Source organism: Nocardioides sp. NPDC006303 (assembly GCF_040613175.1).
In the GTDB taxonomy this organism is placed as follows: Bacteria; Actinomycetota; Actinomycetes; order Propionibacteriales; family Nocardioidaceae; genus Nocardioides.
In genome coordinates, this window is sequence record NZ_JBEXRR010000006.1 from 40,465 (window position 1) to 52,878 (window position 12,414).

The 12,414-nt window shown below is 68.0% G+C and carries 16 protein-coding genes and 1 pseudogene; 11 read left to right on the forward strand and 6 right to left on the reverse strand.

Annotation, left to right across the window (positions count from 1 at the left end):
- Positions 1 to 107: 107 nt before the first annotated feature.
- Positions 108 to 428 carry a helix-turn-helix domain-containing protein gene (locus ABZY89_RS06810; protein WP_355225739.1) on the reverse strand — a complete coding sequence of 107 codons (321 nt, stop codon included), beginning with the start codon at positions 426 to 428 and terminating at the stop codon, positions 108 to 110.
- 80 nt (positions 429 to 508) lie between these two features.
- Here ABZY89_RS06810 and ABZY89_RS06815 point away from each other — a divergent pair.
- A pseudogene (locus ABZY89_RS06815) lies at positions 509 to 1,246 on the forward strand (NADPH-dependent F420 reductase); the annotation flags it as partial.
- An 18-nt stretch (positions 1,247 to 1,264) separates the two neighbouring features.
- Here ABZY89_RS06815 and ABZY89_RS06820 read toward each other — a convergent pair.
- Positions 1,265 to 2,209, reverse strand: a complete 945-nt coding sequence (locus tag ABZY89_RS06820) for an SMP-30/gluconolactonase/LRE family protein (protein ID WP_355225740.1) — start codon at positions 2,207 to 2,209, stop codon at positions 1,265 to 1,267.
- A 104-nt stretch (positions 2,210 to 2,313) separates the two neighbouring features.
- Here ABZY89_RS06820 and ABZY89_RS06825 point away from each other — a divergent pair, with 104 nt between their 5' ends.
- Together ABZY89_RS06825 and ABZY89_RS06830 are read left to right on the forward strand one after the other, a co-directional pair.
- Complete coding sequence (locus ABZY89_RS06825; protein WP_355225742.1) at positions 2,314 to 2,760, forward strand: Lrp/AsnC family transcriptional regulator; 447 nt, start codon at positions 2,314 to 2,316, stop codon at positions 2,758 to 2,760.
- Positions 2,761 to 2,915: 155 nt separating this feature from the next.
- Positions 2,916 to 5,240 carry an arylsulfatase gene (locus ABZY89_RS06830; protein WP_355225743.1) on the forward strand — a complete coding sequence of 775 codons (2,325 nt, stop codon included), beginning with the start codon at positions 2,916 to 2,918 and terminating at the stop codon, positions 5,238 to 5,240.
- Here the strand turns inward: ABZY89_RS06830 and ABZY89_RS06835 are convergent.
- Positions 5,192 to 6,139: an SDR family NAD(P)-dependent oxidoreductase gene (locus tag ABZY89_RS06835; RefSeq protein WP_355225744.1), complete on the reverse strand. Its 948-nt coding sequence runs from the start codon at positions 6,137 to 6,139 to the stop codon at positions 5,192 to 5,194. The genes ABZY89_RS06830 and ABZY89_RS06835 overlap by 49 nt on opposite strands.
- Before the next feature lie 98 nt (positions 6,140 to 6,237).
- On the opposite strand from ABZY89_RS06835, the gene ABZY89_RS06840 reads away from it, so the two are divergent.
- Entirely contained in the window at positions 6,238 to 6,903 is a 666-nt protein-coding gene (locus tag ABZY89_RS06840; protein WP_355225746.1) for a TetR family transcriptional regulator, read from the forward strand.
- A 2-nt stretch (positions 6,904 to 6,905) separates the two neighbouring features.
- Here the strand turns inward: ABZY89_RS06840 and ABZY89_RS06845 are convergent, their stop codons facing one another.
- On the reverse strand, positions 6,906 to 7,259 hold the full coding sequence (locus ABZY89_RS06845) for a nuclear transport factor 2 family protein (RefSeq protein WP_355225747.1): 354 nt from the start codon (positions 7,257 to 7,259) through the stop codon (positions 6,906 to 6,908).
- Positions 7,260 to 7,376: 117 nt separating this feature from the next.
- Here ABZY89_RS06845 and ABZY89_RS06850 point away from each other — a divergent pair, with 117 nt between their 5' ends.
- Positions 7,377 to 8,198, forward strand: a complete 822-nt coding sequence (locus ABZY89_RS06850; RefSeq protein ID WP_355225748.1) for a helix-turn-helix transcriptional regulator — start codon at positions 7,377 to 7,379, stop codon at positions 8,196 to 8,198.
- Between the two features lie 127 nt (positions 8,199 to 8,325).
- Entirely contained in the window at positions 8,326 to 8,829 is a 504-nt protein-coding gene (locus ABZY89_RS06855) for a rhomboid family intramembrane serine protease (RefSeq protein ID WP_355225750.1), read from the forward strand.
- Here ABZY89_RS06855 and ABZY89_RS06860 read toward each other — a convergent pair.
- A complete protein-coding gene (locus ABZY89_RS06860; RefSeq protein WP_350838185.1) occupies positions 8,819 to 9,271 on the reverse strand; it encodes an Lrp/AsnC family transcriptional regulator in 453 nt (150 codons plus the stop codon). The genes ABZY89_RS06855 and ABZY89_RS06860 overlap by 11 nt on opposite strands.
- A 63-nt stretch (positions 9,272 to 9,334) precedes the next feature.
- On the opposite strand from ABZY89_RS06860, the gene ABZY89_RS06865 reads away from it, so the two are divergent.
- The 5 genes from ABZY89_RS06865 to ABZY89_RS06885 are packed head-to-tail and all read left to right on the forward strand — an operon-like array spanning position 9,335 to position 11,761.
- Complete coding sequence (locus tag ABZY89_RS06865) at positions 9,335 to 10,063, forward strand: AzlC family ABC transporter permease (protein WP_355225752.1); 729 nt, start codon at positions 9,335 to 9,337, stop codon at positions 10,061 to 10,063.
- Positions 10,056 to 10,385, forward strand: a complete 330-nt coding sequence (locus ABZY89_RS06870) for an AzlD domain-containing protein (RefSeq protein WP_355225754.1) — start codon at positions 10,056 to 10,058, stop codon at positions 10,383 to 10,385. The genes ABZY89_RS06865 and ABZY89_RS06870 overlap by 8 nt, the downstream gene beginning before the upstream one ends.
- A 29-nt stretch (positions 10,386 to 10,414) precedes the next feature.
- Positions 10,415 to 10,813, forward strand: a complete 399-nt coding sequence (locus ABZY89_RS06875) for a low affinity iron permease family protein (protein ID WP_355225756.1) — start codon at positions 10,415 to 10,417, stop codon at positions 10,811 to 10,813.
- A gap of 32 nt (positions 10,814 to 10,845) precedes the next feature.
- A complete protein-coding gene (locus tag ABZY89_RS06880; RefSeq protein WP_355225757.1) occupies positions 10,846 to 11,175 on the forward strand; it encodes a nuclear transport factor 2 family protein in 330 nt (109 codons plus the stop codon).
- 7 nt (positions 11,176 to 11,182) lie between these two features.
- Positions 11,183 to 11,761 (forward strand): DUF1349 domain-containing protein, encoded by a 579-nt coding sequence (locus ABZY89_RS06885; protein ID WP_355225759.1) that lies wholly within the window; start codon positions 11,183 to 11,185, stop codon positions 11,759 to 11,761.
- A 4-nt stretch (positions 11,762 to 11,765) separates the two neighbouring features.
- Here ABZY89_RS06885 and arr read toward each other — a convergent pair whose 3' ends face one another.
- Positions 11,766 to 12,176: an NAD(+)--rifampin ADP-ribosyltransferase gene (gene arr / locus ABZY89_RS06890; RefSeq protein WP_355225760.1), complete on the reverse strand. Its 411-nt coding sequence runs from the start codon at positions 12,174 to 12,176 to the stop codon at positions 11,766 to 11,768.
- Positions 12,177 to 12,414 lie beyond the last annotated feature (238 nt).

Below are 12,414 nucleotides of genomic sequence, written 5' to 3' on the forward strand. Positions count from 1 at the left end.
TCTCCGCCCCTAGTCGTGTGTTCCAGACACTGATCTGGTGGCGGGTCCGGTCGCATCCCCCGGTTCAGGTGAGTGCGCTGCTGCCGATCACGGGCGCGGGCGCTCCGTCAGGATGCCTCGCGCAGTACGAGCTCGAGCAGTCCGGGGAAGCGCGCCTCGAGGTCCTCGTGTCGCAGGCGGTTCATGCGGCGTACACCCACATCGTGCTGGTGGATGATGCCCGCCTCGCGCAGGGTCCGGAAGTGCCGTGTCCCCGCGGCCTTGCTCACAGGCAGCGGGAAATCGGTGCAGGGCGTGGGGTCCGTCGAGGCGGCGAGCTGGACCACGATGCCCCGTCGGATCGGGTCCACCAGCGCCGACATGACCTGGAACAGGTCTAGTTCGTCCCGCTCGGGGTGCGTGAGGGGAGTCGAGGTGCGGCTGGCCATGTTCTCAGTATCTCGCAGCCCTATGTTTAAATGAAGGTGAACATAGCAGCGGGACGTCTCCGCCCGCACAGTCCACCACCTTCTTCGGATCGAGGATCAGATTGTCCAGGCTCGGAATCATCGGCAGCGGGAACATCGGGGCGGCGATCGCCCGGCTGGCGGTGGCCGGCGGCGTACCCGTCGTCATCGCCAACTCACGGGGACCGGAGAGCCTGGCCGACCTGGTGGAGGAGCTGGGTCCGCTGGCCGTGGCGGGGACGACCGAGGAGGCGGCGACCGCGGGCGAGGTCGTGGTGCTCTCGGTGCCGCTGCCGGCCCACGCGAGCATCCCGCCGTCGCTGCTCGCCGGCAAGGTGGTGCTGGACACCGGCAACTACTACCCCTACCGGGACGGCCGCATCCGCGAGCTGGACGACGAGCAGGTCACTACGAGCGAGCTCGTGCAGCGGCACTTCGCGGGCGCGCAGCTGGTCAAGGCGTTCAACAACATCCTGGCCCACCACATCCCGCTGCTCGCCCGGCCTTCGGGGGCCGCCGACCGCACGGCCCTCCCGATCGCCGGCGATGACCAGCGGGCGAAGTCGGTCGCGGCCGCCATGATCGACCGACTGGGCTACGACGTACACGATGCGGGATCACTCGCCGAGAGCTGGCGCTTCGAGCCCGAGGCCGCCGGCTACACCCGCGTCTACCTCGCCGACCAGTCGACCCCCGTCGAGGACATGCTGACCGCGCCCGCCGCTCCGGTCGACGCCGCGCGCCTGGCCGCTGCGCTCGAGAGCGCCGAGCGCGTACGGGTCGCAGACCGTGTCCTCTGACGCCCGGATCGCCGCCGGCTACAGCCAGGGCCGGCGTCCGGGCCCGGTCGGGTGGGTGCCGGTGACGCCCATGACCACGGAGTAGAGGCTGGTCTCGGCGGTGATGAAGAGGCGGTTGCGCTTGGCGCCGCCCCAGGAGATGTTGGAGACGACTTCGGGGACGTTCAGCCGGCCGATGAGGGTGCCGTCGGGGTCGTAGCAGTGCACGCCGTCGCTCATCGCGGCGACCCAGAGCCGGCCACCGTCGTCGAAGCGGAGGTTGTCGAAACGGGCGCCATCGCGGGCTCCGGCCTCGGCGAAGACCTCGCCGTCGGAGAGGGTGCCGTTCTCGCGTACGTCGAAGACCCAGATCTTGCCGGCACGGGTGTCGGAGACGAAGAGCTGGCGCTCGTCGGGGGAGAAGACCAGCCCGTTCGGGGCGCCGAAGCAGTCCGCGACCAGGCGGACCTCGCCGGTGGCCGGGTCGATCCGGTAGACGTTGTTGGAGCCGATCTCGCTCTCGGCGCGGTAGCCCTCGTAGTCGCTGGTGATGCCGAAGTCGGGGTCGGAGAACCAGATCGAGCCGTCTGACTTCACTGTCGCGTCGTTGGGGCTGTTCAGGCGCTTGTCCTGCCAGCGCTCGGCCAGCACAGTGATCGTGCCGTCGTGCTCGGTCCTGGTGACCCGGCGGTTGCCCTGCTCGCAGGTGATCAACCGGCCCTCACGGTCGAGGGTGTTGCCGTTGGTGTGCCCGGCGGCGCGGCGGAAGACGCCGACGTTCCCGGTCTCCTCGTCCCAGCGAAGCATCCGGTCGTTGGGGATGTCGCTCCAGACCACCTGGCGCCACGAGGGCACGTAGATCGGCCCCTCGGCCCAGCGGCACCCGGTGAAGAGGACCTCCAGCGCCTCGTCACCGTTCATACACCGCCCGGTGCGGAACCGGTCGTCAAGCATCTCGTACAGCCCAGGGCGATCGCTGCTCATGGAGTCAACTCCTCAATGTCCGTTGCGCCGAACCTGAATCGGCCTGAGACGAAGACTGCAAGATCAGATATGGTCAGCGCAAGATATTTCTGAACGGAGACCCTGTGGACCACATCGATCGCGAGCTGCTGGTCGAGCTTCAGCGCGACGCCACCCAGTCCTACGCCGCGCTGGGTCAGGCGGTCGGCCTCTCCGCGGGCGCGGCTCACGAGCGCGTACGCAAGCTGCGCGAGAGTGGCGTCATCCGGCGCACCACCGCCGACGTGGACCCGGCCGCCGTGGGCAGCGGAGTCCTGGCGTACGTCATGGTCGACTCGACGTCGTGGATGGGGGACTCGGCGCAGGCGTTCGCCGAGCTTCCGGAGATCGTGGAGGCGCACATCATCGCGGGCAGCGCCTCGGTGCTGGTGAAGGTCAGGACCGCGACCACCGAGCAGCTGCAGGATGTGCTGCGCCGGATCTATGCCATCGAGGGCGTCAGTGGAACCCAGGCGACGGTGGTCCTGGAGACCTTCTTCGAGCGGCCGCTCTCGCCGCTGGGCCCGGCGTGATGCCCGACGGGTGACTCACTCAAACCGGGTGAAGCAGTGATGGCAGGGTGCGCCAAGGGTGGACGTGGCCGACCTCCCCAGGTGCAGGTTCAGTTCCTGACGTACGTCTCGTGGTGGTCGGTGGTTTCCCGGATCCGCTGAGTAGAGGACGAGTCATGGCCGACAAGGAATTCAACGGCGTCATCAACCTGGACGTCCGGGACTCGGTCCCGGACTGGTCCCCGTACGAGCTTCCGACGGCGAAGGAGGGCGCGCCCAACGTGCTCGTCGTGCTCTACGACGACACCGGTATGGCCACCTGGTCGCCGTATGGCGGTCGGGTCAACATGCCGACGCTGCAGCGCCTGGCCGACAACGGACTGACCTACACCCAGTGGCACACCACCGCGCTGTGCTCGCCGACCCGGTCCTGTCTGCTGACCGGCCGCAACCACACTACGAACCGGGTCGCCTCGATCATGGAAGGGACCAACGGGTTCCCGGGTCAGGCCGGCCAGATTCCGGAGGAGTGCGCCACCGTCGGGCACATCCTGCAGGACAACGGCTACAGCACGTTCTGGCTCGGCAAGAACCACAACGTTCCGGAGGAGGACAACTCCGCCGGCGCCAGCCGCAAGCAGTGGCCGCTGCAGCAGGGCTTCGACCGGTTCTATGGCTTCCTCGGCGGCGAGACCAACAACTGGTACCCCGACCTGGCCGAGGACAACCACTACATCGACCAGCCGTACACGCCCGAGGAGGGCTACCACCTCTCCAAGGACCTCGCCGACCGCGCGATCAAGATGCTGCGCGACCAGAACGCGTCCAACCCGTCGAAGCCCTGGTACATGTGGTTCTGCCCCGGTGCGAACCACGCGCCGCACCACGCACCCCAGGAGTACATCGACAAGTACAAGGGCGCCTTCGACGACGGCTACGACGCCTACCGCGAGTGGGTGCTCGCCCGGATGATCGAGAGGGGCATCCTTCCCGAGGGCACTGAGCTGAACCCGTGGAACCCTGTGGCTGAGGACCAGGCCAACCCGGCCGACCACGTCACGCCGTGGGACGAGCTCGGTGAGGACGAGAAGCGGCTCTTCGCCCGGATGGCCGAGGTCTTCGCCGGCTTCAGTGAGTACACCGATGCCCAGGTCGGGCGGATCATCGACTACCTGGAGGAGACCGGTCAGCTGGAGAACACGATCGTCTTCTACTGCGCCGACAACGGCGCTTCGGGCGAGGGATCGGACGCCGGCTCGGTGAACGAGAACAAGTTCTTCAACAACTACCCCGACGACCTCGCCGAGAACCTCGCGATGCTGGACCAGCTCGGTTCACCGGAGACGTACAACCACTATCCGACCGGCTGGGCGGCCGCATTCAGCACGCCGTTCCAGATGTTCAAGCGGTACAGCCAGTACTCCGGCGGCACGTGTGACCCGTTGGTCATCCACTGGCCGGCCGGCATCCAGGCGAAGGGCGAGGTCCGGCACCAGTACCACCACGTCACCGACATCGTGCCGACCATCCTGGAGCTCGCCAGCCTCGAGATGCCGGAGGTCTACCGCGGGGTGGAGCAGGAGCCGTTGCCGGGTGTTTCGATGGCGTACAGCTTCGACAGCGCCGACGCGCCGACCCTGAAGAAGCGCCAGTACTACTGCATGCTCGGCACCCGAGGCATCTGGCAGGACGGTTGGAAGGCAGCAGCGACCCACGCGCCGCTGACCGGGAAGGGTCACTTCGATCAGGATCGATGGGAGCTGTACCACGTCGACGAGGACCGGTCGGAGTCGAAGAACCTGGCCGAGCAGTATCCGGAGAAGGTGCAGGAGCTGGTCGCAGCCTGGTTCGAGGAGGCCGAGAAGTATCACGGACTCCCGCTCGACGACCGCTCCGCGCTGGAGATGATCACCGTCGAACGCCCCCAGGCCGAGCCCCCGCGCGACCGGTACGTCTATTACCCAGGCAGCGGCGCGGTGCCGGAAGGCGTGGCGGTGAACGTGCGCGGGCGTTCGTACAAGATCATCGCGGACGTCGACATCAGCGACGGCGCCGAAGGCGTGATCTTCGCGCACGGCTCCCGGTTCGGCGGGCACGCGCTGTTCCTCCAGGACGGCAAGCTGCACTACGTCTACAACTTCCTCGGTATCCCGCCGGAGCAGACCTTCGTCTCCGAGCCGCTGACGCCGGGGCCGCATGCGCTGGGCATGGAGTTCATCCGCGAAGGCGCCGGGCCGCACAAGGAGTCGGTCGGCACCACCAACCTGTACGTCGACGACCAGGTCGTGGCCAGTGGGGAGATGCGTGCTCAGATCGGCAAGTTCACCCTGTGCGGCGACGGCCTCTGTGTCGGCTTCGACAGCGCCGATGCGGTCAGCCGCAGCTACCGGGCACCGTTCACGTTCACCGGGGGAAAGATCCTCGGCGTCGCCGTCGATGTCAGCGACGAGAGCTACCTCGACCTCGAGACCGAAGCGCTCGCAGCCTTGGCCCGGGACTGAGCAGGAGGGATGCGTACGCCGGTGAGCTCCTCGGAGGCGGTCCACAGCCGCTGCTGGGTCGGCAGGTCGTAGGAGGCGGGGCTGGAGGTCACCAGCTTCGGATGTCCGCGAACCTCGCCCCGGCCGCCGGGTCCGTAGTACTGGCCGCCGATGACGGCCGGGTCAGTCGCGGCGCGCAGGGTCGGCAGGGCGCCCATCTCGGCCGGCTGGGTGATCAGCGGCGCGAGCCAGGTGAGCGGCACCCGAAGCGCGGCGGGGGTGTTGCGGGCGAGCTCGGTGTTGGACCCGCCGGGATGCGCGGCCACCGCGACCGTGGTGCCGTGCGGTGCGAGCCGGCGCTGGAGCTCGTAGGTGAACATCAGGTTGGCGAGCTTGGCCTGGCCGTACGCGGCGACGCGGCTGTAGGAGCGCTCCCACTGCAGGTCGTCGAAGTGGATGTCGGCGCGGATGCGGTGACCGATGCTGCTGACGGTGACGACCCGGGACCCGGGGACGGGGAGGAGGTGGTCCAGCAGCAGTCCGGTGAAGGCGAAGTGGCCCAGATGGTTGGTGCCGAACTGCAGCTCGAAGCCGTCCTCGGTGCTCTGCTTCGGCGTGTACATCACGCCGGCGTTGTTGATCAGGAGGTCGATCCGCGGATGGGTGGCGCGGAGGTCTGCCGCCGCCGATCGGATCGAGTCCAGGGAGGTCAGGTCGAGGACCTGGACGGAGACGTCGCCGTCGATGCGCGCGGCCGCCTGCTTCCCCTTCTCGACGTCGCGGACGGCCAGGACCACGTGGGCTCCGTGCTCCGCGAGCATCCGGGCGGTCTCGTAGCCCAGCCCGGTGTTGGCGCCGGTCACGATCGCCACCCTGCCGTGCTGATCGGGGATGTGCTGCTCAGTCCAGGTCTCGCTCATTGTCCACTCCCTAAAGAACCATCGGTCTGTTACGACCAACTTAAGAGACCGCTGGTCTGATGTCAAGGGACCGGCGGTCTTTAAGTTAGCCTGGGGGTGTGACATTCCAACGGGCGCGAAGCGACGAGCAGCGGGAGATCCGCCGCCGGGCAATCCTGGACACGGCGGCGGCGATGCTCGACGAGATGCCGGTGGCCGAGGTGAGTCTCAACGAGCTCAGCCGGCGGGTGGGGCTGGCCAAGTCGAACGTCCTGCGCTACTTCGAGTCGCGCGAGGCGGTGCTGCTCGAGCTGCTGGACGACTTCCTGGGAACCTGGCTCGACGAGCTGGCCGAGGAGCTGGCCGCGGGAGTCGAGGCCGACGCGTCGCCGGAGGTGCGGGCGGACCAGCTGGCCGAGGTGCTCAGCCGGTCGCTGTCGGAGCGGATGGTGCTCTGCGACCTCTTCGGTGCGCAGGGCGGCGTCCTCGAGCACAACGTCTCGGTCGAGGTCGTCAAGCGCCACAAGCGCTCCTCCCACGCGAAGCTCGTGACCATGGTCGAGCTCGTGCGCCGTCACCTGCCCGAGCTAGGTGACGGCGCCCAGACGTTCTGCCTGATGAGCCTGATCTCGGCGGGCGCCCTGGCGGCGTACGTTCCGCCACCGCCGAGCCTGCTCGCCGCCTATGCGGACGAGCCCGACCTCGGCGTGCTCCACCTGGATCTGCGCGACGCCCTGCGGACCTCGTGCAGTGCCGCACTCGTGGGCGTGCTGCCACGCGCCTGATCTCAGGCGGGAACCTTGTCGAGGAAGCCGCGTACGTCACGGATCCGCTGGTCCTCGTCGACCACGACCACGTCGAAGCCGATGATGACCGGCTCCTCGCCGGCCGGGCCCAGACCCCACTGGAACCGGGCCTGCTGGTGGTGGAAGTCGACCGTGCCTACGGGGGTGAACACGAAGTCCGGGAACTGCGCGCGTACGGCCTGGATGGTCGCCCCGACGGCCTCGCGACCCTTGACGTCTGCGAGCGGGTCCACGTAGACGCAGTCGTCGGACCAGTGCTTGGCCAGCAGCTCGGTGAGCACCGACTCGTCGGTGGCGTTCCAGGTGTCGAGGTAGCGCGTCACGATGTCGTTCATGGTGTCTTCCTTCTCTCGGATCGGGTTACCACGAGAAGGTTCGCCGCTGGTCGGTGCGCCGGTCGATAACCTCTGAGGTCATGGTCGTTGCTATGCCGGGTTGGCTAGCCTCGGGCCGTGATCTCAACCGCGACGTCACCGTCAGCGTCTCCGTCATCGTCCGTCGGCAGCGAGCTTCGCCGCTGGCGCGAGCTGCGGTCGCTGAGCCAGCTCGCGCTCGCCACTCAGGCCGAGGTGAGCACGCGGCACGTGAGCTACGTCGAGAACGGGCGCTCCCAGCCGACGCCGGAGATGATCGTCCGGCTGGCCGAGGTGATGCGGGTGCCCATGGCCGAGCAGAACCGGCTCCTGCTCGCCGGAGGGTTCGCCCCTCGTTATCCGCACCGCGCCACGGACGACGACGCGCTCGCGCCGGTGATGGCCGGCCTCCGCAGCCTGTTGGACGCCCACGCGCCGTACCCAGCTCTGCTCCTCGACGACCACTGGGACATCGTCGATGCCAACCAGCCCGTCGACGGGCTGCTCGATGGCTGTGATCCCAGCCTTCTCGAGCCCCCGCTGAACGTGATCCGGCTCTGCCTGCATCCGCGAGGACTCGCCCCGCGGATCCGCAACCTTCCCGTCTGGCGTGCCCACCTGCTCCACCAGCTCGGCCGGCGCATCACGCACACCGGCGGTGACCCGGCCCTGGTCGCGCTCCGCGACGAGGTCACCGCCTACCCCGCCGGCGACGGGCCGTCAGCCCGGCCGCTGGCGGACCCGGTCGTCCCGCTGGAGATCGACGCCGGCGGCCTCGTGCTCCGCTTCTTCAGCGTCGCCAGCCAGATCGAGAGCGCCGCCGACGTCACGCTCAGCGGCCTTCACCTGGAGACCTTCGTCCCCGCTGACGACCGAACGCGGCAGGTGCTGAGCTCCGGTCGGGAAGCGGTGGACGCGTGAGCGTCGTACTCGGCCTCGCTACGGGGCGGCCTATGTCGGCGGGTGGGCTGTGATCCGTGCCGCAGCCGATGCCGCGTCGAAGGAGTCGCGGCCGCGTCCAACCCTTTGGGGCGTCGGGCTCTGGTGCGTGGTCGCCATCCCTTCGTTGCTCCAGATCGCCTTGCCGGGGATGCTTGCCGCAGGCCAGCGCGATGCTGCCGCGATCGCAGACGGCGAGTGGTGGCGCCTTGTCACGTCGATGGGCCTGCAGGACGGCGGTTGGTTCGGCACTCTCTTCAACCTGGTCGCGCTGGCCATCTCGGTGGCGGTCGTCGGTGAGGTGTTCTCCGGGCCGATGTTGATCGTCATGTTCGTGAGCGGCGGAGTGATCGGGAACCTGCTGACGCTTGCCGTCCTCGGAGACTCAGGCGCAGGCAACTCGATGGCGACGATGTTCATGGTCGCTGCCGCTGCGGTCGTTGCCACGTACGGCCGACGACGTAGTCACCGCTTGCAGGCCCCGATGGTCGTCCTGATCGCGACGACCGTGGTCCTGTGTGCGCTGCGCGACCAGCACGGGTTCGCCCTTGCGTCCGGCTTGGTCGTGGGCCTCGGGCTCGCCCGCTTCGAGCCGGATTCGATCAGCCCTTGATCAGCCGCATGGTCTGATGCGAGAGCAGCCTGTTCACCGCGGGCAGCCGAGAGATCGTCCCGACGATGAGGGCCTCGTACGCATCGGGGTCGGCGACCTGGACGCGCAGGTAGTAGTCGGGCTGGCCGAGCATGCGACGCATCTCGGTGACCTCGGGGACGGCGACGGCGGCGGTCTCGAAGTCCTCGATGGTCTTGCCGTCGTTGACGGCGATGTCGATGGCCACGATGACCTCGAAACCGCGTCCGCCGCTCTTCGGGTCGATGCTGGCGTGGTAGCCCTTGATCACGCCGTCGCGCTCCAGGCGCTGTACGCGGCGCAGGCATGGCGCCGGGGTGAGCCCGACCCGTCGGGCCAGCTCGGCGTTGCTCAGTCGGGCGTCATCCTCGAGCTCGGCAATGATTGCTCGATCCAGGTCATCGATCGCATGATCATTGCGCATTGGGGCACTTTAGCATCGCCAATGGGCAACCCAAGGACGTCAGAACTTTCCTAGGCTTGCGGCATGCAAGTGTTGGAGTCGGAGGCAGTTCCCCAGGCGCGCGACGAGGCGCGCAGCGAGGTCGCGGCGGGATGGCGCATCGTGCTTCCCGCCTGTGTCGCGGTCGTCCCGCTGGGGCTCGCGCTCGGCGTACTGGTGGTCCAGTCCGGGCTCGCCTGGTGGTGGGCGCCGGTGCTCGGCGCGGTCGTGTTCGCCGGCTCCATGGAGTTCCTGCTGGTCGGCCTCCTGGCCGCCGCCGCTCCGCTGGCGCAGATCGCGGTCAGCACACTGCTGGTGAACTTCCGGCACGTCTTCTACGCCATCTCGTTCCCGATGCACCGGGTGCATGGCCGCGCGTGGAGGGCCTACAGCACCTTCGCCCTGACCGACGAGGCGTACGCGCTCACCGCGACGCCGGAGGCGGCCGGGTGGTCGCGGACCAGGATCGTCAGCATCCAGGCCTTCTTCCATCTGGCGTGGGTGCTCTGCGTGGCCGCCGGCGCCGGGCTGGGCTCGCTGATCCCGCCGCAGGTGGTCGGCCTCGACTTCGCCGTCACCGCGCTGTTCGTGGTGCTCGGGATCGAGGCGTACAAGGTCCGTCGGTCTCTGCCGATCTCGGCTCTCGCTCTGGGCTGCGCGATCGTCGCGGCGCTGATCTCGCGGGACAACATGCTGCTGATCGCGATGGGCATGTTATGTGCCGCGCTGGTCTGCTCTTACGTCCTGGCCGCCCGTAGGGGCAGGCGTGACTGATCCCTGGTACGTCCTGTCCGCAGTCCTCGTCTCCGCGGCCGTCACCTGGACCCTTCGCGCGGCTCCGTTCGCGATGCTCGCCCCGCTGCGGCACAGCGCGCTGCTGGCCTACATCGGCGACCGGATGCCCGTCGGCGTGATGGTCATCCTCGCCGCCTACACCCTCCGCGACACCGACCCTGTCGTCCTGACCTCTGCCGGACCGGCTGCCTTGGCCCTCGCGATCACGATCGGGCTGCACCTGTGGCGAGGCAGCATGACGCTGAGCATCTTCGCCGGCACGGCGGCGTACGTCCTGGTCACCTCGGTTATCGGGGCCTGAGCGGCGGCGATCGGGACTACGGTGTGCGCATGACCGTAGAGAACAAGGCCAGGAAGTCTCGTCAGCGAGGCGACGGACGGAACGGGTTCGAGCGCTTCGTGGAGGTGGTCACCTCTGTGGTCAGCCATGCTCCTTTCTTCTATGTGATCGTAGGCGTCCTGCTGTTGTGGGCGGTGAGCTTCCCCTTCTGGTCCTCGAGCACCAAGTGGGAGCTGGCAGTGCACACGGGCTCCTCGGTCCTCTCGCTGCTGTTGCTGGTGCTGCTCCAGAACGCCGGGCGGCGCTCGGAGGAGGCTTCCCACGAGAAGCTCAACGTGATCGCCTCGGCCCTTTCTGATCTCATGGAGTCCCGGGCCCGTGACGACGAGGAACTCGCCGACTCGGTACGCATCCTGCGTGAGGCCGTGGGGCTCGAGGAGCGACACTGAATACTCGCGACACCCGCTGAGAAGGAGTGCACATGACAGAGCAGACGATCCCTGAGCCGGTCGCGGCCTTCATCGAGGCCGTCAACCGGCACGACGAGTCCGCGTTCCTCGGCGCCTTCACCGAGGGTGGCGCCGTCGACGACTGGGGCCGTGTCTTCACCGGCCGCGAGCAGATCAAGGGGTGGAGCGACAACGAGTTCATCGGCGCGCACGGCACCCTCGCTGTCGAGGAGGTCGAGGCCGCGGGGACCAGCGTGACTGTGATCGGCGACTGGCGCTCCGCCCACGCCAACGGCCGCTCGAAGTTCGTCTTCGACATCGACGGCGACCGGCTCACCAAGATGACCATTCGCGAGGGCTGACCCGCCTGTGACCTCGATCCGCTGGGGGAGTGGGCGCTGGACCCATCCACCCGTCGCCGCTGTCGAGCGCGGCTCCGACCTGCTCGTCACCGCCGCCGAGGGGAGCGACGCGTGGCGTACGACCTCCTACGGGTTCGTCCACGACAGCGAGCACGCCCTGCTGACTCCCTTCGACCAGGACACCGCGGTCGAGGTCGAGTTCACGGCCGCGTTCTCGCAGCAGTTCGACCAGGCTGGGATCTTCGTACGCGTCAGCGAGACGCACTGGGTCAAGGCAGGCGTCGAGTACGCCGACGGCCGGCCGCAGCTCGGCGCCGTCGTCACCGACGGCAGGTCCGACTGGTCATTGGCGCCGGTGCCCGACTGGCACGACCGCAACGTCCTCATGCGGGTCAGCCGATCCGGTGACGCGCTCACCATCCGGGCCGCGGTCGACGGCGGGACTCTTCAGCTCGTCCGACTCGTTCCCTTCGCTCCGGACCTCGTCGCCGAGGCCGGGCCGTTCACCTGCGCTCCGACGCGGGCCGGGCTCACGATCGCCTTCCATGCCTGGCGTACGACTTCGGCCGACGCCGCGCTGCACTGACCGGCTAGTTGATGATCTCGGCCCGGTCGTCCGTCCGGATGGCAGCGAGGCGGTCTCGCCACATCTGCAACGCTTCGGGGGTCAGTCGAGTCCAGTCGTGGACCTCGGAGACGATCCGGAGCGGGGCCTTGCTGCGGTAGGAACGGGTCGGGTTGCCGGGGAACTTCTTGTCGGTGACGTTGGGGTCGTTCTCGTACTCGCCGGTCGGCTCGACGAGGTAGACCCGTGGCTCTCCGGCGCCGGGGGCGATCTCGGCGGCCAGGCCTGCGCCGTCGGGGAGCGCGGTGAAGTAGATGTGGTTCATCACGACATCGGGCTTGTAGTTGGAGCGGAACCCGGCGGTGAGTAGATCTCCTTCGCGAAGGTCGGCCTTTGTGCCGTGGTAGAACGGCCCGTCGTCCAGCGGCTTACTCATGGCTGCAGGTTATTCGACGGGTCGGGTACTTGTGTTTGGGTTCCAGCGTGGGTGGGGCCAATACGTTGTCTGGGTTGGGAGATTTAGAAGCAGGGTGTCTGGGTTGGGTGCCATTTGGGTGTCTTAGGGGCTTCCAGCAGCGGTCTGGCTTTGGCTTGGGATATCTGTCCCTGAGTGGGTTCGCTTGTTTTGCTTTGTGTGGTAGGCTCGGCGCAGGCGTAAATGTGAAGGCCGACCA

What these genes read in the sequence shown, in the direction of transcription:
- ABZY89_RS06810 (WP_355225739.1), bottom strand. Translation starts at nt 428, where the DNA reads ATGGCCAGCCGCACCTCGACTCCCCTCACGCACCCCGAGCGGGACGAA.
- ABZY89_RS06820 (WP_355225740.1), bottom strand. Translation starts at nt 2,209, where the DNA reads ATGAGCAGCGATCGCCCTGGGCTGTACGAGATGCTTGACGACCGGTTC.
- ABZY89_RS06830 (WP_355225743.1), top strand. Translation starts at nt 2,916, where the DNA reads ATGGCCGACAAGGAATTCAACGGCGTCATCAACCTGGACGTCCGGGAC.
- ABZY89_RS06835 (WP_355225744.1), bottom strand. Translation starts at nt 6,139, where the DNA reads ATGAGCGAGACCTGGACTGAGCAGCACATCCCCGATCAGCACGGCAGG.
- ABZY89_RS06845 (WP_355225747.1), bottom strand. Translation starts at nt 7,259, where the DNA reads ATGAACGACATCGTGACGCGCTACCTCGACACCTGGAACGCCACCGAC.
- ABZY89_RS06860 (WP_350838185.1), bottom strand. Translation starts at nt 9,271, where the DNA reads ATGCGCAATGATCATGCGATCGATGACCTGGATCGAGCAATCATTGCC.
- ABZY89_RS06865 (WP_355225752.1), top strand. Translation starts at nt 9,335, where the DNA reads ATGCAAGTGTTGGAGTCGGAGGCAGTTCCCCAGGCGCGCGACGAGGCG.
- ABZY89_RS06875 (WP_355225756.1), top strand. Translation starts at nt 10,415, where the DNA reads ATGACCGTAGAGAACAAGGCCAGGAAGTCTCGTCAGCGAGGCGACGGA.
- ABZY89_RS06880 (WP_355225757.1), top strand. Translation starts at nt 10,846, where the DNA reads ATGACAGAGCAGACGATCCCTGAGCCGGTCGCGGCCTTCATCGAGGCC.
- arr (WP_355225760.1), bottom strand. Translation starts at nt 12,176, where the DNA reads ATGAGTAAGCCGCTGGACGACGGGCCGTTCTACCACGGCACAAAGGCC.